The sequence below is a fragment of the Alteromonas sp. R7 genome (genome assembly GCF_055755235.1).
Window position 1 is genome coordinate 613,317 of record NZ_JBVTQX010000002.1, and the last position, 26,996, is coordinate 640,312.

The 26,996-nt window shown below is 46.6% G+C and carries 18 protein-coding genes; 5 read left to right on the forward strand and 13 right to left on the reverse strand.

Translation table 11 applies throughout. The features are described 5' to 3' along the window. Position 1: 1 nt before the first annotated feature. The 4 genes from lgt to rppH all read right to left on the reverse strand — a co-directional run bounded on the left by lgt (position 2) and on the right by rppH (position 4,586). Positions 2–814, reverse strand: a complete 813-nt coding sequence (gene lgt / locus AC0J2X_RS05445; protein WP_069943708.1) for a prolipoprotein diacylglyceryl transferase — start codon at positions 812–814, stop codon at positions 2–4. A 4-nt stretch (positions 815–818) separates the two neighbouring features. Continuing rightward, complete coding sequence (locus AC0J2X_RS05450; RefSeq protein ID WP_014975612.1) at positions 819–1,625, reverse strand: sulfite exporter TauE/SafE family protein; 807 nt, start codon at positions 1,623–1,625, stop codon at positions 819–821. Positions 1,626–1,628: 3 nt separating this feature from the next. Then, positions 1,629–3,920 carry a phosphoenolpyruvate--protein phosphotransferase gene (ptsP, locus tag AC0J2X_RS05455; protein WP_039224899.1) on the reverse strand — a complete coding sequence of 764 codons (2,292 nt, stop codon included), beginning with the start codon at positions 3,918–3,920 and terminating at the stop codon, positions 1,629–1,631. Positions 3,921–4,043: 123 nt separating this feature from the next. After that, positions 4,044–4,586 carry an RNA pyrophosphohydrolase gene (gene rppH, locus AC0J2X_RS05460; RefSeq protein WP_049587332.1) on the reverse strand — a complete coding sequence of 181 codons (543 nt, stop codon included), beginning with the start codon at positions 4,584–4,586 and terminating at the stop codon, positions 4,044–4,046. A 113-nt stretch (positions 4,587–4,699) separates the two neighbouring features. Between rppH and mutH the strand changes: the two genes are divergently transcribed. Next, entirely contained in the window at positions 4,700–5,377 is a 678-nt protein-coding gene (gene mutH, locus AC0J2X_RS05465) for a DNA mismatch repair endonuclease MutH (protein ID WP_039224444.1), read from the forward strand. A gap of 32 nt (positions 5,378–5,409) precedes the next feature. Here the strand turns inward: mutH and AC0J2X_RS05470 are convergent, their stop codons facing one another. Together AC0J2X_RS05470 and AC0J2X_RS05475 are read right to left on the reverse strand one after the other, a co-directional pair. After that, positions 5,410–6,489 (reverse strand): helix-turn-helix domain-containing protein, encoded by a 1,080-nt coding sequence (locus AC0J2X_RS05470; protein WP_069943707.1) that lies wholly within the window; start codon positions 6,487–6,489, stop codon positions 5,410–5,412. A 76-nt stretch (positions 6,490–6,565) separates the two neighbouring features. Next, positions 6,566–8,071, reverse strand: coding sequence for a CYTH domain-containing protein (locus tag AC0J2X_RS05475; protein WP_014948176.1), 1,506 nt, complete (start codon positions 8,069–8,071; stop codon positions 6,566–6,568). Here AC0J2X_RS05475 and AC0J2X_RS05480 point away from each other — a divergent pair. Further along, complete coding sequence (locus AC0J2X_RS05480) at positions 8,034–8,846, forward strand: TIGR04211 family SH3 domain-containing protein (RefSeq protein WP_061094159.1); 813 nt, start codon at positions 8,034–8,036, stop codon at positions 8,844–8,846. The two genes, AC0J2X_RS05475 and AC0J2X_RS05480, sit on opposite strands and share 38 nt — an antisense overlap. A gap of 133 nt (positions 8,847–8,979) precedes the next feature. On the opposite strand, the gene AC0J2X_RS05485 is transcribed toward AC0J2X_RS05480, so the two are convergent. The 7 genes from AC0J2X_RS05485 to AC0J2X_RS05515 all read right to left on the reverse strand — a co-directional run bounded on the left by AC0J2X_RS05485 (position 8,980) and on the right by AC0J2X_RS05515 (position 22,547). Next, a complete protein-coding gene (locus AC0J2X_RS05485; RefSeq protein ID WP_069943705.1) occupies positions 8,980–10,329 on the reverse strand; it encodes a sensor histidine kinase in 1,350 nt (449 codons plus the stop codon). Continuing rightward, the gene (locus tag AC0J2X_RS05490; RefSeq protein ID WP_069943704.1) at positions 10,323–11,063 is read right to left on the reverse strand and encodes a response regulator transcription factor; all 741 of its coding nucleotides are present in this window, start codon (positions 11,061–11,063) and stop codon (positions 10,323–10,325) included. Before AC0J2X_RS05490 ends, AC0J2X_RS05485 begins: the two co-directional genes overlap by 7 nt. Continuing rightward, positions 11,035–14,262, reverse strand: coding sequence for an efflux RND transporter permease subunit (locus tag AC0J2X_RS05495; protein WP_139125416.1), 3,228 nt, complete (start codon positions 14,260–14,262; stop codon positions 11,035–11,037). The genes AC0J2X_RS05490 and AC0J2X_RS05495 overlap by 29 nt, the downstream gene beginning before the upstream one ends. Continuing rightward, positions 14,252–15,706, reverse strand: coding sequence for an efflux RND transporter periplasmic adaptor subunit (locus AC0J2X_RS05500; protein ID WP_069943703.1), 1,455 nt, complete (start codon positions 15,704–15,706; stop codon positions 14,252–14,254). Before AC0J2X_RS05500 ends, AC0J2X_RS05495 begins: the two co-directional genes overlap by 11 nt. After that, a complete protein-coding gene (locus tag AC0J2X_RS05505; protein WP_069943702.1) occupies positions 15,703–17,145 on the reverse strand; it encodes an efflux transporter outer membrane subunit in 1,443 nt (480 codons plus the stop codon). Before AC0J2X_RS05505 ends, AC0J2X_RS05500 begins: the two co-directional genes overlap by 4 nt. Before the next feature lie 260 nt (positions 17,146–17,405). Continuing rightward, positions 17,406–21,203: a bifunctional proline dehydrogenase/L-glutamate gamma-semialdehyde dehydrogenase PutA gene (gene putA, locus AC0J2X_RS05510; RefSeq protein WP_039217490.1), complete on the reverse strand. Its 3,798-nt coding sequence runs from the start codon at positions 21,201–21,203 to the stop codon at positions 17,406–17,408. A 297-nt stretch (positions 21,204–21,500) separates the two neighbouring features. Continuing rightward, complete coding sequence (locus AC0J2X_RS05515) at positions 21,501–22,547, reverse strand: zinc-dependent alcohol dehydrogenase family protein (protein ID WP_061439403.1); 1,047 nt, start codon at positions 22,545–22,547, stop codon at positions 21,501–21,503. Positions 22,548–22,723: 176 nt separating this feature from the next. Here AC0J2X_RS05515 and AC0J2X_RS05520 point away from each other — a divergent pair, with 176 nt between their 5' ends. The 3 genes from AC0J2X_RS05520 (at position 22,724) to AC0J2X_RS05530 (ending at position 26,995) form a co-directional block, all read left to right on the forward strand. Then, positions 22,724–23,182, forward strand: coding sequence for an Lrp/AsnC family transcriptional regulator (locus AC0J2X_RS05520; protein WP_014948167.1), 459 nt, complete (start codon positions 22,724–22,726; stop codon positions 23,180–23,182). Between the two features lie 132 nt (positions 23,183–23,314). Beyond that, on the forward strand, positions 23,315–24,937 hold the full coding sequence (locus AC0J2X_RS05525) for a methyl-accepting chemotaxis protein (protein ID WP_061439400.1): 1,623 nt from the start codon (positions 23,315–23,317) through the stop codon (positions 24,935–24,937). Positions 24,938–25,279: 342 nt separating this feature from the next. Then, positions 25,280–26,995, forward strand: a complete 1,716-nt coding sequence (locus tag AC0J2X_RS05530) for a TIGR03545 family protein (RefSeq protein WP_472995840.1) — start codon at positions 25,280–25,282, stop codon at positions 26,993–26,995. Position 26,996 lies beyond the last annotated feature (1 nt).

Below are 26,996 nucleotides of genomic sequence, written 5' to 3' on the forward strand. Positions count from 1 at the left end.
CTTATATTTTTTGCTGTTCAACATGGTCTTTTCCGCGCATGTAAGCACGGGCTATTAATCCTATTCCTAAAGCTATCATAGGTAAACAAAGAAGTTGCCCTTGGCTTAGTCCCATTTGATATAAGCCAATATGTGCGTCGGGTTCCCTGAAGTATTCTACGATAAATCGGAAGGTGCCGTAACCAAGTAAGAACAAGCCGCTGACCGCCCCTACTGGACGCTTTTTGGCAGAATATAGCCATAGGATAATAAAGAGTAGTACGCCTTCAAGCGCAAACTCGTAAAGCTGTGATGGGTGACGGGGGATATTACCCGCGTTGGGGAAAATGACCGCCCAAGGCACATCGGTGCTACGCCCCCAAAGTTCAGCGTTTAAGAAGTTACCTATGCGTCCAGCACCCAAGCCGATGGGTACTAACGGGGCAACAAAGTCCCCTAGTCGAAGAAAGGTCGTGTTCATACACTTGGCGCGCCAGAATAAGGCTGTTAGCACCCCTAAAAGCCCGCCGTGGAAGGACATTCCACCAGCCCAAATTTTGAATAAGTACAAGGGATCGTCGAGAAACATACCAAACTGGTAGAAAAGCACATAGCCTATTCGACCGCCTAATATTACGCCAACGAAGCTCCAGAAAAGCAGGTCGCTTAACTGCTCACGGCTCCAGTTGGTTTGTGAAAGACGCTTTTGTGCCAATAGGTACGCGGCGATAAAGCCCACCAAATACATAAGGCCGTACCAGCGGACACTTAACGGACCGACACTGAAGATAACGGGGTCGATACTGGGAAATACCAGATAACTGCTCTGTTCCATTACTTTATTCAATTCCTAAAATCATTCTAATGCTCACCAACACGAGTAAGCACGCCAACATCGCTTTTAACACACGAACATTTACTCGCTGCCCAAGCTTTGCACCTATGTTTGCGGTAAACATAGAGGTGGCAACAATACCAGCTGTTGCAGGTAAATACACATAACCTAAACTATGTTCTGGTACATCTATCGCATTGTAACCGGCCACAATAAAACTCGTGGTACCAAAAACGGCAATAATAAGTCCGCAAAAGGCAGCACAGCCAATTGCCGCCCGTACATTAACACGAAACCATACCAGCGCAGGTACCAATAATGCACCGCCACCAATACCCATAAGTGCACTTAGTAAGCCAGCTCCACCACCAACAGTCGCAAGCGTGCCTTTTGATGCGTCATTTTCTGAGGCTTTTTGCTTACCAAATATCATCTGCATCGCAATTAAAATAACCAGCACCGCAAACACATCTTTAAGCAGTTCACCAGAAATATGGCTTGCTACCTGAGCTCCGGCAAATGCGCCAAAAGCAATACCTAAGCCTGTGTAAAGCACAACATGCCTTTGAATATTACCCAGTTTGTAATGCGCGAAGGCCGACGACATTCCTGTGAAGATGATGGTAGATAATGAGGTAGCGATAGCGACAGGCATTACGGTTTCAGTGGTCATTCCCATGAAATGTATAAGCAAATACGACAACACAGGAACGATGATAAGCCCACCGCCAATGCCCAGCATACCCGCCAGAACACCTACCACAGAACCTAAAATAAGGCAGCTAAGAACTATTACAACTAATGGATCCATTCTTTAAGCACCTGCTCGGATAAGGCCTCCCAGGCCCTTGGTTTCAAGATATTGATTCAAGTGCACAAAAACTTCTTCTTGGCTAACAGAGGTGAGCGCCAATGACAGTAACTGCTTACATTCATCCAGCGTGACTTTTCTAATTAGCCAGTTTATTTTTCTTAAGTTAAAGCCGTTCATACTTAGGCGGCGATAACCCATTCCCATTAGCAGTAATGCTCCAGCTGGCTCACCTGCAATTTCACCGCAGATAGTCACGGGCACTTGATTTTGATTGGCTTTTTGAACCACGTCGTAAAGCGCCCCTAATACCGCAGGATGATAGCTGTTGTAGAGCCCTGCCACCCGCGTATTGTTTCTATCCACCGCGAGCAGATATTGGGTCAGGTCGTTACTGCCTACCGAAAAGAAATCCACGTGCTTTGCTAATTGAGGTAGCTGATAAAGTACCGACGGGACTTCTAGCATAATACCTAACTTAGGCTTGGTTAACGTTTGTCCTGACTCTGCAATCTCATCACAAATTTCATAATATGCCTGATTAATTAGCCGCTTAGACTCCTGCACTTCAGATACGGTGGAGATCATAGGCAGCATAATTTGCAAATTGCTTAGGCCTACACTTGCACGCAGCATGGCACGAACCTGAACCAAGAAAATTTCTGGATGATCAAGGGTTAGGCGGATGCCTCGCCACCCCAAAAATGGGTTTTCTTCATTAATGGGGAAGTACGGTAGTGGCTTATCGCCTCCTACGTCGAGAGTACGCATAGTGATAGGCAATGAAGGCGCGGCCTCAAGCACTTGGCGGTACAGCTTTACTTGCTCTTGTTCTGAAGGAAAACGCTCGCGTAACATAAAGGGGATCTCGGTGCGATAAAGCCCTACACCCGCGCCAATTTGTTCAGCGTTTAGCTCGACTTCAGCTGAAAGGCCAGCATTGATATAAAGAGACATTCTACAGCCATCAACACTTTCGCAAGGTTTATCAGCCTCGGCGTCAATTTTCTCTGCGATGGCCGACTCTTCTTCAATGAGCTGTATAAATTCAGACTTGATGTTACGTTCAGGCGATACAATGACCTCGCCTGAATACCCATCAAGCAAAATCTCTTTGTCTTCGAGTAGTGCTGGCGTGACGTTTTGACAGCCCATCACTGCAGGCACGCCCATGGCTCTAGCCAATATTGCCGCGTGAGAGTTATTTGAACCGCGAATAGAAATAATGCCTTTTAGCTTACCTCTTGGAAATTCGGCAAGCATAGGCGCTGAGACTTCATCAGCTACGAGAATACTGGCTTCGGTTATCGTTTTTTCAGTAACCTTTTTGCCATTCGCTTCATACAAAATGTTGGCAAGAATACGGTCGGATAAATCGACAATATCAATGGCACGCTCTTGCATGTAAGGGTCGTCCATTGCTTGAAAGCGTGCGGCATAGCTTTCTACAACCATTTTTAATGAAGACGCCGCATCCCAACCTTGGCGAATTTTTTCTTCTACTTCCCGCCCAAGGCTGTTGGCATCTAGCAGATGATGATATAGCTGAAAAATGGATTTAACATCGTCGGGAATGCCGTCATCTAACCGCTTCGATAACGCATCGACATGACCTCGCGTAACTTCAACCCCTTTGCGATAGAGTTGAATTTGATCTTGAGGAGATTGCGTGCGCTTTACGACCCAGTTTTTAAGGTTAATAGATTTGTCTGGAGACACTCCCTTGCCAATAGCAAGGCCTGGAGAACCCGCGATACCACGCACATTTTTTTGCCGCGCAGTATTGTCGTTCGAATTTGACAGCGTCAAAGCCCCGCGAATATCAGCATTGGTTATTTCTAACGCGAGCTGCGCAGCAAGGGTGACTAAGAATGCTTCTTCGTCTTCACTGAAGCGGCGCATTTGTGATTGCTGAAGGGTAATAACACCAAGCACACGCCGTTGGTTGATAATAGGCGTACCTAAAAAGGCGTTATAGTTTTCTTCCTGAACTTCGGGGTAATGTTTGAATCGAGGATGGCTATGAGCATTAACGATATTAAGGGGCTCTTCCCGCTGACCTACCAGCCCGATAAGCCCTTCTGAGAAGCCAATGCGTACCTGCTCGACTGCATCGGGATGTAGTCCGTCAGTGGCTTTAAGGATAAATTCTTGGGTGTCGTAATCGGCAAGGTAAATAGAGCATGAATCGACATCTAGGGTCTGTTTAACCCGCGAGGCTAGCCTAAACAACGCCGTATCGAGAGCAGGAATTTGATTCATTTCCTGCACGATACGCTTTAACGTGGTTAACATTGTTCCTTGCTGGCTCTGAGGGCTCACCGGTTTTTCCTTTTTTACTCGCAGTTTACTCGCTGCTTACTCCGCACACCGCAATATTGCACACCTCTTTCTTGCGTACCTGAACTTCGCATACGCTTATCCACGCCTGCGTTTCTTGCCACGTTTGTGTGGCGCTGTGTTTTGGCGCTGTTGAGGCCGATGCTGCGCAGACATAACTACAGGCGAGAACTCTTTCATTACTCGTCTGTATACATCGCGCTTAAACGATACAACGTTTCTTATTGGATACCAGTAACTTACCCACCTCCAGTCATCGAATTCAGGATGACCTGTTTTAAGTACATTAACGTCTCGCTCATTACAATCGAGCTGCAACAAGAACCATTTTTGTTTTTGTCCTATACAAACAGGGTTGCTGCCTTGTCGAATTAATCGCTTAGGCAGCTTATATCTAAGCCAGTTACGGGTAACACTTAAAATAGTGACATCTTTCGGTGTCAGCCCTACTTCTTCGTGAAGCTCGCGGTACATAGCTTGTTCAGCAGATTCCCCTTCATCAATTCCGCCTTGAGGGAACTGCCATGAATGTTGACCATAACGTCTTGCCCAAAATACTTGACCCATTTTGTTGCAAATCACTATGCCCACATTCGCACGGAATCCATCGGCATCTATCACATAGACTCCCGGGCACACTATACTGTTATATGTTTTCATTCTTCCACAAACTATGCTCCAATCATAGTCTTAATATTCGTACCCGCTTTTCAAACAGGAAATTAACCATATTTATGCAGCCACCAGCGTCTCCCCCGTCATCTCCAGATAGCCTTTTAGCTCGTTGTCATGCGATAGCAGGCTTGACGCTTGGAGAGCTTGCGGACATGGCAAATGTAGCCATTCCGGCCAATTTACAACGTCATAAGGGGTGGCCAGGCATGCTGATAGAGAAGTGGCTGGGCGCGAGTGCAGGTTCGAAGCCTCAACAGGACTTTCCTGAACTTGGTATCGAACTTAAAACCATTCCCATCGACGCCCATTTTTCCCCCTTAGAAACCACCTACGTTTGTTTTGCCCCGCTTTTGATGACGCCCGGCATTACATGGGAAACGTCTAACGTGCGAAACAAACTACAGCAGGTATTGTGGCTACCTATTGAAGGTGACAGAGCTATTCCGCTGGCCCATAGGCGGGTAGCAACAGGCTTCTACTGGCGACCGAATGAACACGAAGATGCGGTATTGAGACACGATTGGGAGGAACTGGTCGAGCAAATTGCAACTGGACAGGTCGAGTCGATCACCTCTCGTCAAGGCGAGGCCTTACACATTCGTCCTAAGGCAGCAAACGGGAAAGTGCTCACCGACGCGTTGGGGCCAGAAGGTCAGCGTATCAAAACCCGTCCTCGCGGCTTTTATTTACGTAAAACCTTCACCCATCAAATATTGATAAATGCATTTGGTGGCTAACGCGAACTCAACGTCTAGCACAACACTCTTGTTTATCTTAGCGGCGTGGAGTTTAGGTGTTTAACCAAATACTCACTCAAAAACTTTTCTGAATTTATCCCCATGCGTTTTGCCACGGCTTCAAGTTTAGCGTCGCTGCGCAGCAGTACATTCTTGGCGTACTCTAAGCGGTAGTGGAAAATGAAACGTCTAAAGTTTTTCTTTTCGGTAAGTTGCAAGGCCAATGCGAGCGAGGTGGGGTCGATATCTGCCCCTTTACAAAACTCACTGAGGGTAAGGAAGCGAACCTTGTACGCCTTTGACTCTATGGTGTAGCGTTCTGCTTTAGAAATAATACTGCTAATTTCATAAGGCGTTGCTTTGCCTTCATCTAAGCGTTCGTAATCGAGTGGCGACGGGGACGTCCGTCGTATAAAGGTTAGTGAAAACAGTACAACTAGAATTGCCGTTCCAATCATCAGATGATGAAACCCTTCCCAAAAAGGAACAGGGAAGAAGCCGAATGTTGCGGCCGTCACAAGTAAAATACTCATAAACGCAACGCCAACCAAGCTCCCCATTACTCCGGCAAGCCTAGGCATTTTCAGGTTTTTTATATCCACCGCCTGCTCTGGTAAGTGCCTATGGTACATTTGAATATGCTCGGTAATAAGAATACCTATGAGCAACACGCTAAACCCCGTTAACAGTGATGCTATGTAGGCAGGCCACAATAGCAGAGGCTGACCATGAGGAGACGATGAGAGCCATTGCTGCTTATCGTCTACGGGTATTAGGAGAATGGCGCACTGAAAAACGCCGGTCATCACGACAGGCCACCACAGCCGCTTTCGTGCCGTAGGATAAGCTAACAGCATGGGCTTTATTGCGCGGTAACAACACGTAATCGCGATAACAGCAAATACTTCTGATAGCCCGTAGATATTAGCCAGCCCTGTGGCATTTGCCATACGAAGCCACTCATCCAGCATAAATACAGGCCAGCACAAAAACGCTGCCGTTAGCCAGCGTCCACTGCGTAAATTGACTTTTTGAACGAACAGACGCACAAAGCCAATGGCATAAATGCCAAGCAGTGCGTAAAGGAAATAGTCATTTATGGCTGAGGTCATCAGCGCCCTCCATCCTTGAGATTCGAGTTGCCTTTACCGTGCATGTTTACAGTAACCACATATGCATAGAAAACAATTACCAGTAAACGTCACGTTGCATAGCCACTGTGCGAGTTCGTTCCATAATTCGAATAAGCGTGCTGAGTTTCTCTGCTGTCCATTTACGCACTTCGTCATGGGAGTCTACTTCGGCGTCGTCTATCGACTGCTTTAACATAAGCAGCGCATTCAGCTCATCAATACCAGTGAGCAAATCTAACCACGGTGCGCGAAAATTACCCCGCTCTTCTACAAACAAGTCACCCAGCAGAAATCCACTCCATAATGTCTGCCTAAGCATTACTTCTACAGCGCTGTAATTGGCAGGCCCCATGGTTTTATTTAGCGGCATACTTTGCTGTACAGTTTGCCAACCTTGCGACAGCCAGCCTTTTGCATGATCAAGCACGGGATGATCAAAACCCGTTGCGACTTTTTGCCACGGCTTATTCTGAATAAGACTTATGGCGTGTAGCTTAATGTCTGTGGCATCGTTGTCGAAAAACAGCTTTTCGGGCTCATGAGCCTGCATTAAACCTGTTTGTCGTCCTTGCAAATAGCTTACTACTGCAGGATGTTTGCTGAGAGTTTTGTTAAACATGCTCTTTTTAGAGAGCAAGTAACGCAAACTTTGTAAGTCGTCTTGCCAGCCCCACTTTTGCGCATGGGTGACCAGCTTTTTATGCAGGGCTAGTAGCTCAGGGCACTGCAGAACCGGCAAGTAAAGCGATACACTTTGCAGTAACAAACGTACGCTTTTAGCAACTTCAGCCAGCATTTTTATTGAGCCACTTTCGCAAAACACATGCTCGTGGTGCTGCCAATGCGCCAATGCAGTTTGAACCGCGTGGCTAAATGCTTCTTCCGTGGTGGTTGTGTCTTCAAGCGCAAGGAAATCTGGCAGGTGTCGAACTTTAGCGTTAAACCCGTGAAGTAATTGATATCCCTGCGCCGCTTTTGATACATCACTAAGGCGTACCGGCATGTTGTCGTTTATTAGCACCGCCAACGTAAACAAACTGTTGATATCACCTGACATCAATTCAAGCTCTATTTCGTTGATTGGGGAACTGGCTTTTTCTGTACTTGCTTCGCCACAGTCCAGCACAATCTCAACCACACTTTCACCCACACTAACCACATAGGCATTGCGAGTAAAGTGAGTGCTAAACTGTTTAGATAGACGCGTGTTTTTTGCCGCCACGTCCCAATCCTGGGGCCAAGCGCTGGCTTCAAATAGCGTGAGGTCGGGCCTTGAATTATCAAGGCTCACATTGTATTCCATGCGTTTGTGCAGACCACCGCTGACCACGCCGTTAGTCTTTAGCGTCTGTTCGTATTCACCATTGTTACCTCGAACACGAAAGCCCATTTTATTGTTTTGAAAATCGAGCTTATCGGTATCGTAATAGTCGTTCTCAAGGCGCATTTCACGATGAGAGTTAACCTGAATACTGTTTTTTTCGAAAAGAGGAAGTACACGTTGACTAAACGCATGGTGGGCGTTGTCACCCGTTACAAATTTTAATTCTATTTCTGACATGGTTGCGCTAGGCACAGCTTATGATGCTGACACCTTACCTTTGTCGCTTACTTTTCGCAATGCTGGCGCCATGAAACAAGATGCTTTAATTAGACAAAAGTGGAACAAACTTGCCTTTATCGCGGTCAACCAATACCATCTTCACGTTTTAAATTCTAAAATTGGACTTCATATGATTCGAAAGTGGTTAGCAGCAGCCCTTATTGCATGCTCTTTTCAAGCATTTTCGCTACAAGATACCGCTGATTTAGAAGCGTCTTCTTCGCATTACATAAGAGATGACTTGTTTATCTTTATGCATACTGGACCTGGTCGTAACTACCGTATTCTAGGTTCAATTGAAGCAGGCACACCTATTACTGTGCTTGCACGCGATAACGATGCTGAATTCACGCAAATTACCGACAATGAAGGTCGCGAAGGCTGGGTTGAAAGCCGCTTTGTGTCCAATACCATGTCGCAAGCCGAGCAATTGCCAATCATAAGTGAGAAGCTGGCTGAGAGCCAAAGCGCACTGCAAAGAGCGCAGTCTGAAAACGCCAGACTTCGCCAGCAACTCAACGATGCACGTCAGCAGGTATCGAAGCTTACAACAACTAGCGAGGAACAAGCCTCTGAGATAACTCGTCTTACCGCCAAAGTAGATAGCGCGAATAAAGATGAGCTGGTTACCTGGTTTACACGCGGTGGTATGGTAGCCGGTGTGGGTATATTACTGGGCGTAATGCTGACTTACCTTCCCAAGCGCAAACGCAGAAGCAGCGAGTGGATGTAGTGTAGGTTTTATAGCTGTACGTTAAAAAACGAAAAAACGCCGATGTTAGCATCGGCGTTTTTTATTGGGCTTGTTTCGGTAAACAGATTAGAAGTGACAACGTGCAAACACTTTGATGAGTTATATGCGCCTATTATCGTACTGTAAGCACCACTCTATACCCTATTGTCATACGAGAAACATCACCTTGGTCATCATGTGAACCTCGGGCTGTTATCCTCTCATGTGCATAACCCCATTTAAGCTTCGCACAAAGCTTATCAATGAGTTTTAACCCTATTCCAAATCCGCCATCTAACTCACTGATAGTCGGCGCAGATAAAGTCGCTTGGCCTTTTTCGTTAAGCGCCTCTTCTTCAAGGCCGTCCTCTTCGTTGAGCACGGTGAGCGTTGCATCTGAAAGACTTATTGTGACTCTTCCTTGCTGCGTGTGCTGATAAGCGTTTCGAATCACATTTCCGATCACAATTTCGCTCGCCGTTTTCGCCAGCGTTAACTCACAATCGCTCAATTTCAGCTGCACACTCACGTCTTTTCCCGACAACAAATACATTAAATCTTGGCTTAGAGCCTCAACCATTGCTTTAAGGTTAACCTTTTCTTTGGGTAAAGCTGCTTCTTCATTTCTTCCTAACCAAAGTAGAGTTTCGGTCAAATCTGCCATGGTTTTTGAGGCATGATCCACCCGCGCAAGCGCGTTATTGCCTTTAGTATTTTCACTATCGATCACTCTGTGCAGTAATGCCGCGCTACTTCTAATGACGGCAATCGGCGTTCTAAGCTCGTGACTCGCATGGTTAACAAATTCCCGTTCTCGATTTAGGGTGTTGCGCACGTTTTGCAAGCTGCCATGTATCATCCCTGCTAGCGCGTTAAGTTCCTTATAACGAAACTCTGGGATAGGCTTATCGAGCTCTTGTTCATCCAAAGACGCCGCCCACCTCTGCAATGACTCTATGGGGCGAGACACGCTGCGCATAAGAAAAAGCAAGGCGACAAAAAACAAAACCAGTGCAACTACGCCCACAATGGCGCTGTAAATAACATGGTTTATTCTAAAGTGTTTTTTGCCGTCAGAAGGTGGCGCGACAAACACTTGGGTAACGTATCGCGATTCTCCATTTTCTAACGGAACTAACACGGCAAAGTGAGCCGAAATAGGACGGGAAAACCAATCAGGTTTGTTGATATCTTTCATAAGTGAAAACGGTATAAAGCTCTCTTTGGAAAAGCTCTGCTTCACTTCGACAGGCAAACTCTCGTAGTTCGCAAAAACATGTAAATCGAGAATTTGAGCATGCTTGTTGTCATCAAGCTCTGCGCTTTCTGCCGCCCGTATCATGGTATTTCTCAGCATGCCGTCCATACCATCGAAAAAGCTATCGCTGCTTTGTATTGAAAAGAGCACGATAACTACGGCGGCCAAACTTAATAGCGACCACAAGACGTAGCGTCTTAAGCTGATGCGAAGGCCATTTACCACTGTTCGTTTCCTTTATTTGTACTTTTTGGTTCCGCGCTTGTACTTTGCACTGAATTGGACTGCTCTGGTTTTAACGTCACACAAAAGCCTGTGCCGGCTACTGCTTTTACCTCTATGCTGGCATTCGCTTGCACCAGTGATTTACGCAAATTATGAAGATGCACTTTAAGCGCATTGCTCTCTGGCGCATCTTCTCCCCAAACCGCATCGAGAAGACGCTCCCGTGGCATAACTTTTCCTTGTTGCTGTAACAATGCCTTTAGCAGCGTAAATGCTGTGGGGCTTAACTTAATAGGCACGTTCTCAACACTTACTACGTCGCTTCCCATTGCTAAACTTACGTTGCCAAAGCGCAGCTTTTTCACTTGTGATGAACGCCTGTGCGCCAGTGCAAAAACCCGAGCAACCAGTTCGGGCATGTCAAACGGTTTCACTAAATAGTCATCGGCGCCTTTTTGAAACCCTTCTAGCTTGTTTTCCAACTGGTCACGGGCGGTTAGCATAATAATAGGCGTATCGTTGCCGTCTTCCCGCACCCTTTCACATACGCTTAAGCCATCAAGTCGCGGTAAATTAATGTCCAGCACCATAACATCAAACGGATGCTTTTGGATAAGAGACAGCGCGGCTACACCGTTTGCAGCGTGGTCACATACCATGTCTTCAAGCTCTAAATAGTCGATAATATTGCCCGCCAGGCCCATATCATCTTCCACTAGTAACACGCGGATCATTAGCCGTACTCTCCGTTAAAGGTTTAACCAAATGCCTTGCCATTAAATGTCTTACATCGTCATAAATTAACAGTAATGCGGGTATTAATAAAAGTGTGATGACGGTGGCAAACAATATACCGTACCCCAGCGACGCGGCTGCCGGAATTAAGAACTGCGCTTGTACCGACGTTTCGCCCAATATGGGATATAAGCCTACAAAGGTGGTAATTGAGGTCAACAACACAGCTCGCAAGCGACTGGTACAAGCTTCAATAACTGCCGTTTCCACCGGCACACCTTCTTCTCGCAAAGCGTTGAATCGTGAAACCAACAACAAGCTGTCGTTAACCACTACACCGCTAAGCGCCAATATGCCGTTCAGCGAGAGCAGACTTATCATTAATCCATTCGACCAGTGGCCGATAATGGCTCCGACTATACCAAAGGGGATGGCGGTCATAATAATAAGCGGCTGTACGTAGGATTTAAGCGGAATCGCCAACAACGCAAAAATAGACAACAAGGCTAGTATAAACACGCTCTGCATAGAGCTTTGCGTTTCAGCTTGCTGCTCAGCCTCACCGGCAAAATAAAGCGATAAGTCCTGATATTGACGCGATAGCTGAGGAACAAACTCGTTGTTTAAGTAATTCACCAGTTCGGTAGAGGTAATAACATCGCTATCCACCGACGCGCTAACCGTTAGGGCGCGTAGGCCGTCTATACGTACCACCTGTTTTTCTTGTACATCTTGAATAACGTTAGCCACTACAGAAAGCGGTACTACGGTGCCATCGTCCAGACGCACTTGCGTGTTCATTACATCAGACGGATTCATTCTGTCTTGTTCAGGATAACGCACCCGCACTTTTACTTCGTTTTTATCGCGCAAATAGCGCTGAACAATTTCGCCACCAAATGCTTTTAACAGTTGCTGCGATAGGCTTTGCGTATTCAACCCCAACGCTCGTCCTTCGGGGGTAAGTTCAAAGCGCATCATGGCTTCGCCGGGTGTCAGCGAGCTCTCAACTGCATATACACCATCGATATTGTTAAGTACTTCAATAAAGGCATCGTTAGCCGCCGTCAGGGTATCGTCGTTAATGCTTTTAATTTCAACGTTAAACCCGTCGACCATCTCTCGGCGTGAGCGTATTTTTAGACTTTTTACGCCTTCTAAATTGCCAGTTAACGCATTCCAGCGTGACGACAATTCATCAAGAGAATAAGAGGAGTCTTCATCAAGTGAAATGGTGATTGTGCCGCTTTGATCGCCACTCGCCGTTACTTGCAAACTGCTAATGCCACTTTTATCTGCGCCGTTTTCTTGGGTTAATTGGCGGTCTGCCTCTAGCGCATTTTTCTCTAGCAGCATTAAGTTGCGTTCGTTCTGTCCATAGCTGGCATCGCTGTAAAGCGACATATTGGCCGAAACCGTATCGTCCTGCATACTGGGGAAGAAGCTTACTCTTACCGCACCTGTGAGCGGTAGGCTAACCACCATGACAAATAAGGCAATAAACAACAATACAGCGGCATAACGGTACGCTACGGTGACTTTCAACAGGCGCTGATACACGCGGTAATTAAACCACTGAAGTCCACCATCCGCTTTTTGCTGCACTTTGTTCCATACGCCACCTAATCCCCCCCGCGCTTTTTGCTTGGTTGGCAGATGGGCTAAATGAGAAGGTAAGATCAGCTTCGATTCCACCACCGACAGCAACAAACACAAGGTAACGATAGTGCCGAACTGAGAATAAAGCGTACCTAAGCCGCCCGATACGTTCGATAATGCGAAAAAAGTGGCCACTGTGGTTAGCACACCAAACAGTGTGGGAACCGCCACTTTATGGGTACCTAAAATGGTGTTTTGAAGCGTATCGCCATGCTGTTTACGCGTGGCGTACACGCTTTCCCCCACCACCACGGCATCGTCCACCACAATGCCAAGGGCCATGATAAAACCGAATGTGGTCATTTCGTTTAACGTCATTCCCGTATAGCTGTCGGTCATGAAGTACAAGGTGCCGAAGAAGATAAAGGGCAACCCAGCCGCCACCCAAAATGCCACGCGTAAATTTAGAAACACGGCAAGAGTAACAAATACCAACACAATGCCCATAAGCGCATTGCTGGTAAGTAACGTCAATCGCTCGGTAATAAGCGTGCTTTTGTCATACCAGGTTTCAAGCTCTACGCCTTCAGGTAGCAAGCCTTTTTCGTGCCATGCGTCCACTACTTCGTGAGCCTGCTGTACCATTTTGGTTACGTCACCATATTCATCCATAAGCACCTGGATACCATACCCATTGGTACCGTTGTAACGTGACAAGTGATAGCTGTCGTCGGCAAACATATCGCGCACTGTAGCAACATCGCCAACGGTGAGTATGACGCCATTGGTATCGGTAATGAGGGGGATGTTGGCAAAATCTTTCGCCCAGTAAGACTGTTCAGACGCTTTTAAACGAATCACTTTTTCTTTGTTGCGCAAGCTGGTTGTAAGCGCGGTATTCGACTCCTGGTTAACGGCATCAGCCACGTCTGACAGCGTTAATCCGTAGGCTTGAAGCTTACCTTCGTCTATTTCAATAGACATCATAGGGTCGACAAAGCTGCCTGCACTGACTTCGCGAATGTCATCTGTTGCCAGTAAATCTCGCTCTAACTGCTCCCCCAAGTATTGAAGTGAAGCGTGGTCGACGTCACCATAGAGCTGCACCCAAATAGCGTGCTCTTGTCGGCGTGCTTTGCTTATAACTGGATTTTCAGCATCAGATGGGAAGTTAGAAATACTATCTACTTCGGTTTTGATGTCGTTGAAAAGCGTGTCTAAATCGTATTCGGTTTCCTTTTCTACCTGCACACTGGCGCCGCTGGCGTTCGAGGTAGACGTAATTCGCTTAATCCCAGGGATTGCCTCCAGCGCGGTTTCAATTTTGATAGCTATCCCTTCTTCTGCTTGTTTAGGATCACCACTATCGTATGTCATTGAAATGGTAACAAAGCGTGGCTCCATACTTGGAAATGCCTCTTTGCGGATATCGTTCATGGAAACCAAGCCAAGCACGATAAGGCTGACCATGAGCAAATTGGCCGCCACCGAATTTTGTGCAAACCAAGCGATAATTCCCCGAGGGCTTTCCCCGTTATGTCTATTACCTTTAGGCTCTTCGCTGCCATAAAATGGCGCGCCTTCTCGATTATTTGTCACTGGCTTGCCCTCCTGTTTGTCCTTCCACTACGGGCAGTACTTTAGTATTCACCAGATAGCTGTTTAGAGGACGTGCAACCACCAGCGCTTGATGCAATTCGCCAGCTTGCTCAGGCATGCTACCCCCGCTTAGTTCGGCCCCAACATCACCCGTAATGTCACTGATTTTTGGCGGGGTGATGTAGGCATAGCCTTCGCTTTCGAACAGTACCGAAGGCGTAAATTTTGCCAACTGTCCGGTAGATGGCATTACTAACCATACTTCTTGCTTTTGCGAGATAGCGGAAGCCGGCAGTTTCCAGACATTGTCGAGTGCTCTTCCTTCAATATCTGCCTGCACAAAGCTGCCGAATAAAAGAGGCGTTGAGTATGCTAACGGCTTTTCAACAACCGCTATGGCATTACGCTGACGCGTTGTATCACTTTGATGCCATTCAACGCGAACGATATTGGCAACCCAGGTATTTCCCGTAGTGGTATCGGTAAGCGTTACCGGCCAGTTAAGGGAGGCATCACCAGACAACTGCGTTTCATCACCAGAAGGTAGTTGAGCCCATTGGCTAGGTGAAAGGCCAATAGCCACTTCGGCAATATCTGCAGAATAGAGTGTGGCGACCGCACTTCCAGCTTGAACATAGCTCCCTAGCGCAATGTCACGGCTGACCACCAATGCATTAAAAGGTGCACGTAACGAGGTAAACGCCAAATCTCGCTTGGCTGAATTTACACTTTGCTCGGCTTCATCCAAAGTGGCCTGAGCCGCCTTTAGCTGTGGCTCACGCAGTACTAATGCCGATAAAGGTTCACCATCAAGCCCTGAACGTGTCCATTCATCTTTCGCTTGAATACCTTGTAATCGCTCTTCTTCCAGACTTACCACAGCCGCTTGATAGGTAGCATTTGCACTTGCTAACGCCTGTTGATAGTTGGTGTCATCAATACGTACCAATACCGTGTTATTTGCCACTAGGGCACCAGTTTTAAAAGACGAAGATATATCAGTAACTTGACCACTAACCTGTGCGACTAAGCTCAAGCTATCTTGCGGAACAACCTGACCATACCCCCTCACCTTAGCGTTATAGCTGTCGGCGGTTACATCAATAACGCCTACTTGAGCCAGCTGAGTATTGCCGCTTTGTTCTCCCTTTGGGCTGCGATTAGTGGTATTCACTGATGACGTGTCGCTTGCCCTTTTAAGCCTGTTCACACCGCTATCGGCAATAGGTAATGCTGCTGGCCTTTCACCACCTGCAGGTTTCTTTGCCTGAACGGCATTTTGTGGTTGCTCGGCATTCGCGGAAATTGCTGGAGACGTTGGCTTTGATTCGGTCTGCGGTTTTGCGCCGGGATGTTGGGCGCCCATATTCATCATGGTATACATAACCGCTAGCGCAATACTTGCAGCGGCGAGTAAGGTTACAATAATTCGTTTGTTTCTCATTGTGACACTCCAAGGCCAAGGGCTAGGCCTAAGTCAATTCGGTTTTGTAGTTTCTGAGCGTGCAGCTCAACTGCCTGAGCTTGTAGGTTAAAGCGCGTGTCATACACAGAAAGTAAGTCCAAGATGTCAGCAAGGCCCTGTCGATATTGACCTTCAATGGTAGAGACGCTGCGCTCTGCATTTGCTATTGCCACGTTGGTGTGGCTAATTCGAGCACTCAACGCGGTTTCACTATCCAGCGCATTTTGGGTTTCCTGTACCGCCGTTAATAACGTTTCGCGATACTGCCACCAGGCATTGGCTGAGGTTAGCTTTGCATCTTCAACTTGCGCCCTTAGAGCGCCCCCCTGAAACAGTGGCGCGGTCATCTGTCCAAGCAAACTCCACAAAGGGTTAGTAAACAAAGCTTGTGAAGGTGTAGAGGCATTATCAGAAAGGGATGCAGACAAGCTAATGCTTGGCAACAGGGCTTTGTACGCCACACCGACTTCAAACTCTGTTGCTTTTAACGCATAAAAGGCCGCCTGAAGATCGGGTCTACGTGCCAGATCCTGTTTCGGCAAAGTTGTTAGCGGCAATAACACGTCGGGAAAACTAACTTGAGTGTTGAGCTCGTTTAGCGATTGGTTTTGCCTGCCTAAGAGTACGGCCAACGTGCGCTTTGCTGTTAAAAGTGCATTTTCATATTGGGCAATAGTAGCGCGAGTATTTGCACTGCTTGTACGCGCAGTATCTAAATCGTCTAGGCTTCCCAGCCCGGTGCTATAGCGCTTTAAAATAACGGCTTCGTTATTTTCTAGTACCGTTAGCCGAGACTGCTCAATATTCAGTAATTGCTGCTGAGTGAGTACGTCGATATAGCTTCTTACTACGTTAGCGACCAGAGAATCTCTGGCAGACTGATAACTGGCTCTGGCACTTGCTGCATCTAAATTTGCTGCACTTATTCCATCGCTGATTTTTTGCCATAGATCCAGCTCCCAACTGACATTCATGCTCGCGCTATAGCTTGGACTGATCGAGTTAGAGCTCGTACTGGAGCTGGTAGATGCATTGCTATTGGTGGTTTCACTTTTTGACGCAGAGAAGCTCGCGTCAACATTAAGGTTCCTATCCGCTTTTGCACTATCAATGGCTACTTGTGCTTTTCTAAGCGTTATTAACGACTGCTGCAGACTAGCATTAGAAGACAGGGCTTCATCAATGTAACCGGCTAAGTGGGGTAACTCTTTGATATCAATGACATCGGTTAACGTCGTGTCCGAATTCAGCAGCAAGGTTTGTGTTGATTCTTGTTGCTGTGCTTGAGACTGCCACACAACGTTGTTACCCGTTGACGACGATGCCGATTCGCTCAACGCTCTGTCATCAGTACTTGTACATGCAGACAGCAAAATGCAAAGGGTAATGCTATTTACCGTCAGTTTTATCTTGCCCATGACTTGTGCCTATTATTTGGCGCACAGGCTACTTTCGAAGGTCTATGCGCAGCTTTTTTAAATTAACTGACACGAGTATTTCAAACGCAGGGTTAAGGTCCGGTTAAGGAAAGAGCAAGGAATTAGAAATAAATGAGAAAGGTAAGAATAAGGTATTAAAAAGGCCAGCTTAACGCTGGCCTTTGAATGACATGTTGTGAAGATAGCTCTCAATTAAATCGCTATCTTGCCAAGTCGGTATTTACCGCAAGTATTACCGCTTATTCATCATCTTCAACTAGGGTCATCAACGATGTGTTACCACCTGATGCCGTAGTATCAATACTGATGGTTTTTTCGGTCATCAAACGCTGAATAAGGTTATCGTTATATTCAGCTGTGATAACCGGCAAGATAGCGCCTTCGCGAGATGACAGCATTGCTGTAATACGCGCAGTACGCTCTGTACCAGAGTCGACCACCACGCCAGATAAATCTTCATCCATTAGCAAGGTATCTAGATGCGCAAGACGCGCTACCTGGAATAAGCCTTTTGGTGCGCCAGTTGATTCAAACTTGTTTTGAATTTCTACTGCTTCTTCATAGAAGATTTCAGACACAACTGATACTACCGGGTTACCCGTTGATAGCGCGGTCACAATAGACAGTAACCAGTATTCGAAGGTTACTTCTTTATCGGCAAAACACACCAAGATCCCGCGAGGCTCTAGGTAAAGCTTGTTCGATTCACCTGTTGGCCCCGGCAAGGTTTGTGGCTTGGCTAGCTTGCGTTCAACACTGGTTAACTGCTGACGCGCCGTCGCAAGCGTACGGTTCAAGTCATCAGCAAGCTCGTCAACGATGTCCACTTTCGCAATTTTAGCGAGAAGCTGACGTACCATAGAAATACGGTCATTCAACGGCGTATGACGCCACTGCACTTCTACCGCTTTCGCTTTATCCATCATTACGTGCGCACGCTCGGCAATCTTTTCATCACCGACAAGCGCTGCATCAGTACCATCTACATCATCAATGTGCGATGGCTTAGGTGTGGCACGTTCCATCATTAAACGAGGCAGATAATTAGGACCACCCGCTTTTGGACCTGTACCAGACAATCCACGTCCACCGAAAGGCTGAACGCCAACAATAGCGCCAATCATGTTGCGGTTAATGTATACGTTACCCGCGCGGCTCTTGGCTGCTAGTTCGTTAGCACGCTCTTCAATACGCGAGTGAATGCCCATAGTTAGGCCGTAACCTGTACCATTGATTTGCTCTAGCACACTATCAAGGTCTTTCGACTTAAAGCGAACAATATGTACCACAGGGCCGAACACTTCTTTTTCAAGCACATCAATGTTCTTGATTTCATATAAGGTCGGCGCAAAGAAAGTACCGTTTTCAAAGCCTGCTGGCATTTCATTGCGATAAAGCAGCTTAGCTTTATCTTCCATATACTCTTGGTGATCGGTCAGGCTCTTAAGCGCCTTCTCATCAATAACAGGGCCTACATCGGTAGCAAGCTGCGTTGGGTCACCAACGGTAAGCTCTTTCATGGCGCCGGTTAGCATTTCGATAAGGTCATCAGCAATTTCATCTTGTACGAACAATACGCGAAGCGCTGAACAGCGCTGACCGGCACTTTGGAAACCAGAGTGGATCACGTCATCAACTACCTGCTCTGGCAGTGCAGTTGAATCAACAATCATACAGTTTTGACCGCCCGTCTCTGCAATCAATGGCACCTGTTCGCCACCACGTTCTGCAAGCACTTGGGAAATTAACGTACCGGTTTGCGTTGAACCTGTGAACATTACCGCTTTAATGCGCTCGTCTGGTAGAAGGGTTTCGCCCACTTCTTTACCAGGCGACACAATAAGTTTCAGTGCGTCTTCTGGCAGGCCTACCGAGTGCATAATATCTACCGCACGCTGCGCAATAATGCTGGTTTGTTCAGCAGGCTTAGCAATAACAGTGTTACCTGTTACAAGTGCCGCTGCCACTTGGCCTAAGAAGATGGCTAGTGGGAAGTTCCACGGGCTAATACAAAGCACAACACCACGAGGAAGTAAGCGTTGATCTTCAGCAAGCTCTTCTGCACGCGCCGCGTAGTAGCGACAGAAATCAACGGCTTCACGCACTTCATCAATGCTGTCTTGCGCTACTTTACCGGCTTCACGCATACAGATAGCGATGAGTTCTGCCATGTGGCGCTCAAGCGCATCTGCTGTTCGATTAAGTATTTCAGCGCGCTCGCTTACATCGCGTTTAGACCATGCTTCAAACCCAGCTTCGGCTTCATCTAATGCTTTACGCATATCATCAGGCGTAGCGTAATGGTGATAACCTACCACGTCGTTGTGGTTAGTTGGGCTAAGTACCGCTGTCGCACCTTCTGGCACTTCACCGGTCACTTTGTAGTAATCCTGCCAGCGTTCAAGTTCGTGTTTAAGCGCCGTTACCGCATTGGTGTCGGTAAGGTCTAGACCACGCGAGTTATCGCGCTCTGGCGCATACAGCCCACGTGGGGTTTTGATTAACTTGTTATAGCGTACTTTCAGGCGTTGTGTTTTCTCTACCGGATCTTCAAGCAAAGACTCAACCGGTTTTTCATCGTCAACGATGGCGTTTACAAACGACGAGTTCGCGCCGTTTTCAAGAAGACGACGTACAAGGTAGGCCAATAAGTCTTCGTGTTCACCTACAGGTGCATAAACACGGCACTGAATTTTATCCTGTGTTACCACCTGATCGTAAAGAGTATCGCCCATACCGTGCAGACACTGGAACTCAAAACCTTCTTTGTCGTCACCAGCAAGCTCAACAATTACAGACGCTGTGTAGGCATTATGAGTCGCAAACTGCGGGTAAATGGTGTCGCGATACTCAAGTAGACGGTTCGCACAGGCATGGTATGACACATCTGTTGACGACTTACGGGTAAATACAGGGAACTCTTCAAGGCCCGCTTGTTGAGTAAGCTTAATCTCAGTATCCCAATAGGCACCTTTAACTAAACGCACCATTAGCGGACGACCTACCTCTAGGGTAAGTTCACGTAAGTGCTCTATAACGTGGATTGCGCGTTTTTGGTACGCCTGTACGGCCAAGCCAAAGCCTGTCCAACCGTTCAGGTCTTCATCGCGAAATACAGCTTCAATAATATCTAGAGAAAGCTCTAGACGGTCAGCTTCTTCCGCATCTACGGTTAAACCGATATCGTATTCTTTCGCCATCATACACAGCGCTTTCAAGCGCGGCGGAATGTCTGCCATGGCGCGTTCGCGGTGAGAAAATTCAAAGCGTGGGTGAATAGCAGAAAGCTTTACCGAGATCCCCGGTGAACGCTTAGGACCGCGTCCGTTAGCCGCTTTACCGATTACTTTTATTGCTTTTACGTATGCATCGTAGTAACGCTCAGCGTCGCGCATAGTGCGTGCGCCTTCGCCTAGCATGTCGTAAGAATATACGTACCCTTTGGTTTCTTTCTCTTTGGCGCGATCTACCGCATCTTCAATGGTTTCGCCCATAACGAACTGACGACCCATAACACGCATCGCAATGTTCATGGCGCGGCGAATAACAGGTTCACCCAAGCGGCCAAGGGTTTGTTTTAATAAGCCAAACTGTTCTTTCTTGCGCTTGTCGGCATAGTTCACCATGTTGCCCGTAAACAACAAGCCCCACGCCGATGCGTTAACAAATAACGACTCTGAATTCCCCAAGTGAGGTGTCCACTGTCCCTGAGACAGTTTGTCACGAATAAGCTCATCTTGAGTGGCTTTGTCTGGAACACGCAGCAAGGCTTCAGCCAAGCACATCAATACCACACCTTCTGCTGTAGATAGCGAGTATTCATTTAATAATGCGTCAACACCACCGTGCCCTTCTTGCTCTCGGCGAATTTGAAGCACCATCTTTCGTGCGCGTTCCCATGCACGGCTTCGTGCACGTGGGTTTACCTCGGCAATGGGAAGGATTTGATCCACAGCCACCGACTCACTAATGCGATAGTAGTCTCTTATACGCTGGCGTAGGGGTGAAGTTGTATGAAGTGTGTCGTTAATGAGCATTGCAACCCTTTCATAGAAATAGCTGTAACAAAAAGCGTTCCCGCCGTGTAAGACTGCTCACGGTTACATGGAAGCGGCTAAAAAACAAGCAAAGTCGAAACCCTGCGTTGACCTGTCGTTCTTCTTTTAACTTTATACTTTTGGATGAAGATCACGACAGTGCCAAATTTGCGCGGATGGTAGCACACAAAATCGCCCTGCCAAGCCCCTACCAGCAAAGTTTTTTTGATTCTCTGTCAAGCTACGTATTCAGTGCGTTAGATGACATTTCACACGCAGCTCAACAAGCCCTGTTTTTCACTTTTCATCAAAAGAAATAACGGTCACGCCAGGTTGTGAATATTTGTCCATTTCAGTCAACGCATTAGGCGCTTCTTGAAGTGAAATTATCTTTCCAATCAGGGCTTGGGGATTCAGCTTTTTTGTGGCGATCATGCCAAACATGGCCTCGTAACGATACGCCTGCATACCGTGACTACCTATTACTTCAAGCTCATGTGCAACGACCGTATCCATGGGAATAGGTGGCGTCGATTGCTCAGCTAACAGCAGACCAACTTGAACATGTTTACCACGCTTTCTCAGGCTGTTTACTGAATTTACACAGGTAATAGGATTTCCTAGGGCGTCAATTGACACGTGCGCACCGCCTAAGGAAACGCGCTTGATTGTCGCAGACACATCCTTTTCATTCTTAGCATTAATCACTACATCAGCGCCTAACTTTTTCGCCAATGCCAATGCTTCATCTGATATATCAACAGCAATAACGTTTGCGCCAATACTCGATGCAATCATCACAGCAGATAGCCCAACGCCACCACAGCCGTGAACAGCGACCCATTGCCCAGCGCTCACCTTACCTTGGTCAACCACTGCGCGAAATGATGTAGCAAAACGGCAACCCAAGCTAGCCGCAGTCACGTAGTCTATTTCTTCAGGGAGATGAACCAGATTAACGTCTCCAAAATCGATTTCTACATATTCTGCAAACGAGCCCCAGTGAGTAAAGCCCGGCTGTGTTTGGTTACCACACACCTGGTGATTACCCGAAGAGCATTCTGAACATCTTCCACACGCACTAATAAAAGGAACCGTAACTTTATCGCCCGCTTTGAATCGCTTTACATCGCTTCCAACGGACTCGACAACACCAGCAAATTCATGACCCGGTACATGAGGTAAGTTTATTCCATCATCATGTCCCATCCAGCCATGCCAATCGCTGCGGCACACGCCTGTGGCTTTTACCCGTATCACTACCCCGTGAGATTTTGGCATGGGCTTCTTTACGTCCTGAATATTTAATTTTCCACCAAACGATTCAAATACCACAGCTTTCATGATTACAGCCCTCCAAAATAAGACTAATAAGTGTTCACACCATTGTGACTAAGTCTAAAAGAGTGCTCGCGAAATAACCTTGCTTTCTATTTAGCTTAAATAGCCCAAATTGAAAGAAGCTTTTAATTGATATTTAATTGAGGAAAGAATCCATCAAATAGGACATAAAGAAGAGCATGGATAATGTTGATAAGAAAATTTTAGCCTTACTTCAAAAGGACGGAAAATTGTCGAACGCCAAGCTGGCTGAAAAGCTCAATATGAGTGAAACACCCTGCTGGAGACGCGTAAGACGATTAGAGAGCGAAGGATACATTGAGAGTTACCAAGCGAACCTGAACAAACGAAAGCTAGGGTATGGCGTGCTGGCGTTTGTACAGCTCACTTACACAGCCCATGACACAAAAACAACGAGTGACTTTATTGATATTATTCAACGCTGCGACAACGTTTTAAGCTGCCACAACATCACAGGTGGCGCTGATTTCTTACTACAAGTGGTGGCCAGAGACTTGGATGATTACGGCCACTTTGTAGATACAGTACTGCGAAAACTCCCCGGCATATCAGATATATCATCAAGTATTTCCCTTAAAGAGCTTAAATCAACAGTTCGACTGCCTTTAGATTGCTGAATAAACACCACAAAAAGTGCCATACTTAAATTTTGGTACATTTGTCTAATTTAACTCTGGAGTAATAAGTAGAAGTATAAAAACCGTCTACACTTTAAAAAAACAAAAATACAAATAGATAGGTATTTGCCGATGTGGTTAAGAAAATTCAGTTTAATTCAACGTTTGGGCATTATCGTTGCCCTAATTACGCTGTTATTTGTACTTCTTACTGCCGTTGTTTTAAACAGGCACTACGAAGCATTAAAGCAAAAGTCTTATGATGAAAATCAGCACCTGGTCGAGGTGGTTCATACCATGCTCAGTAGCTTCGCGGCGCGCGCCGACGTAGACGAGGCAACCGCTAAGCAACAGGCGTTAGAGGCCGTCAAAGCGCTACGATACGACGGCAGCAACTACTTTTGGATCCAAGACCAAACGCCATCTATGGTTATGCACCCCATCAAGCCCGCCCTTGACGGTCAAGATTTACGAACCTTTAAAGACGGGAACGGCAAAGCCTTCTTTATAGAAATGGCGCAAAAAGTGAAATCGAAAGGTGAAGGTTTTGTCGATTATGTATGGCCGCTTCCCGGTGAAGAGTCACCTACCGACAAAATTTCCTACGTTAAAGAGTTCAAGCCGTGGGGATGGACAGTGGGCTCTGGTATCTACCTTACCAATCTTGAAAAAGAATTTGCTCATCTTCGCAATGTGATTGCGGTGTTTTGTCTGGTTAGCATAGTGCTAGTTGTGGTGCTTGTTTATGTGATTGGCGGCAGCATAGTGAAACCGGTTCAAGAAGTAAGTGAGCGAATGAAGGATATCTCACAAGGAGAAGGTGATCTTACCCGCTCGTTGCCTGAAACTGGCCAAGATGAAGTAACGCGTTTGGCACGCTACTTTAATGAATATACCGAAAAAATGCGCCATTCTCTGTTGGGGATCCGTGAGAATATTAATTCACTGACCCAGCAAGCAGAACTTGTAGAAACATCAAGTAAAAATAGTAACGCTCAGGCACAGACGCAAAATGAAAATATGCTTCAAGTTGCCGCTGCCATGGAAGAGATGACAACGCAGATAAATGAGGTTAGCAATAACGCAGATTCTGCAGAAAAAAGTACCAGCAGCGCGCGGGGTAACGTGCAAAACGGCGCCTCGGTTGTGGATAGTACCGTAAACGATATACGCTCTCTTACCTCTGATATTGAAAGCGTAAGTAGCGCTGTTACCGAACTTGCTGCGCAGACTGAAAGCATTGGTGCAGTGCTTGATGTAATTCGCGGCATTGCCGAACAAACTAACTTACTGGCGCTTAACGCTGCTATAGAAGCAGCGCGAGCTGGCGAGCAAGGACGAGGTTTCGCCGTCGTAGCTGATGAAGTGCGTACACTGGCAAGTCGAACCGGACAAAGTACCGATGAAATCCAAGCGATGATAGAAAAGCTGCAAAGTAATGCCAAAAGCGCAGTAGATGCAGTAAAAGTAAGCCAGTCAGCGTCAACCAAAACGGTAGACAACGCTATACAGGCGAATCAAAATCTGCAAGAAGCTGATCGCTTAATGACTGAAATTGCAGATATGAGTAGCGAAATAGCGCGGGCTACCGAGCAGCAAGCGGAAGCCGCTACCGAAGCGAATATGCGCATCAATGCGCTTTCGGGTGCTGCTGATAGTAGCTTGAGAACGGCAGATGAATTAGCAGCTGCGAGCCAAGCGTTACGCGCAAGCTGTATAGCAATAATGGACATTGCGAACCGCTTTAAGCTTTAAAGCATTTTACATTTCAACGAGCCTGCTGCGCTTTGCTGCAAAGCATTGAGAAGCAGGCTCCGTTTACTGCTGCTACCACTCCATAGCTCACGGTAATTTTCTTTTAAAAAAAGTAAACTTTGCCGAATTTTGCTTCTCTTACGTCAAGTTGTTTAAAAGCTCACATGGTTTAATCAATACACCTACCTTCTGCGTATGGAAGAAAAGACCTGAGTGCATTACACTCAGAGGCACCATAAGTGGCGGTTAATCGATTACTTTTTATTGAGCGATATACTAGCCACCAAAGTAGTGACTTATGCGCAATAAAAGCCAGACGCGCAAAAAATCAAGGAGTTGAATATGAGCAGTGGTTCAAAGGGTAAGCCTATTATATTATGGGTTGTCGGTTTTTTCGTGTTGCTATTTTTGGTGTATTTCCTGTTCGCCAATACCATCATCAAATCTATTCTTGAGTCCAAGCTGGGCGAATCCTATGGAGCAGAAGTGAATATCGACGAGTTCGACCACTCTCTTTTTCCAACAACTGTTACGCTGAAAGGTATTGCACTCACCAACCCCACAAAGCCTACTCACAACCAAGTTTTTGTAGGCGAAGCTCACGCAGACGTTGAGCTAAAGCCACTGTTAGATGATCAAGTTATCGTAAACAATCTTGATTTACTGAAAGTGCAGTTCGATACACAGCGCGAGTCTGAAGGTGAAGTGTATCGCGTTCCAGAACGTTCACTGTCATTTGACGAAATTAAAGCAAAAGCCAAAGAAGCGGTGCCTACGGTTGACGAACTTCTCGCCCGCAATCCACTAAAAACCACTGCTGCCATTGAAAATGCAAAGTCTGCCTACGAAACCTATGGAAAAGGTTTGAAAGACGACTATGAATCTTTACCTGATAAGTCGCGCATTGAGTACTACAAAACGCAGGTAGCCCAGCTAAAAGAAACGAACTACAAAGACCCTCAAGCCTTGGTACAGGCAAAGTCTTCATTTGATAAGTTGAAAGAAGAAATGCAGGCAGACCGCGCGCTTATTAGCAATTTCACGGAAAAAGCGAGTGATGCCAAACAAGCCCTTAGTGAAAGTGTTGAAGCACTTAAGAAAGCGCCACAAGAAGATTACGCGTTGCTGAAAGGGGTAATTGCAGGTGACCAAGCGGCACTTTCTCAAGTCACTTACTTTGTGTTTGGCGACAAAGCGGCGGAATACACTGAGTACCTTATGGCAGCAATGCAAATTGTTATGCCGCTCATTCAAGGTGAAGAAAAAAGTGAAGCACCGACTGAAGTGCCGTCGATTTTGGTGAAAGAAGCCAATGTATCAGTGCTTTGGCAAAATGAATCTATCACTAGCAAATGGAACAACATTACAAATGTTCACGAAGTATTCGGTAACCCCACCACCTTTACTATTGAAGCAGCGGGCGAGTTACTAAAGTCGTTTACTTCCAGCGGTGAATTCTGGATTGACGGCGACGGTGTTGATGCCAGCCAAGTCTGGCAGCTAGCCGGCGTAAATATGTCTAACATTTCATTTAGCGGTAATGAAACACTAAATGCGGTGCTTAAATCAGCGCTGATGAAAACCAATGGATCGATGAAAGTCACTGATAACATGCTTACCGGTACGGGCGAAGTTGACCTTCAGCAGCTCGTTATGGAAGCAACTGGCACCAGTGATATCACCAGTGCTATTGCGCAGGCACTGCAAACGTTAACCAGCCTAAACATGACGATGCTGCTAGACGGCACGCTTTCAGACCCTGGCTTTAACATTAAGTCTGATCTGGATAATAAGCTGGCTAAAGCGGCGCTTTCACAGCTTACTGCCAGCCAAAAAGACAAGCTGGATGAATTAAACAACAAACTCAACAGCATGATAAGTAACGAACAATCATTGCTATCAGGCGAGCTTGTTGACGTAAACAGTATGCTTAGCGCAGCCCAAGGCGACAGTGCCGCCCTTCAGGAGCTGCTTCAAGCTCAACTTAACAACGTTGTTGAGCAGCAAAAAAGTAAGCTGTTTGATAAATTGAAGGGAAAATTGGGCCAAGGTGAATAAT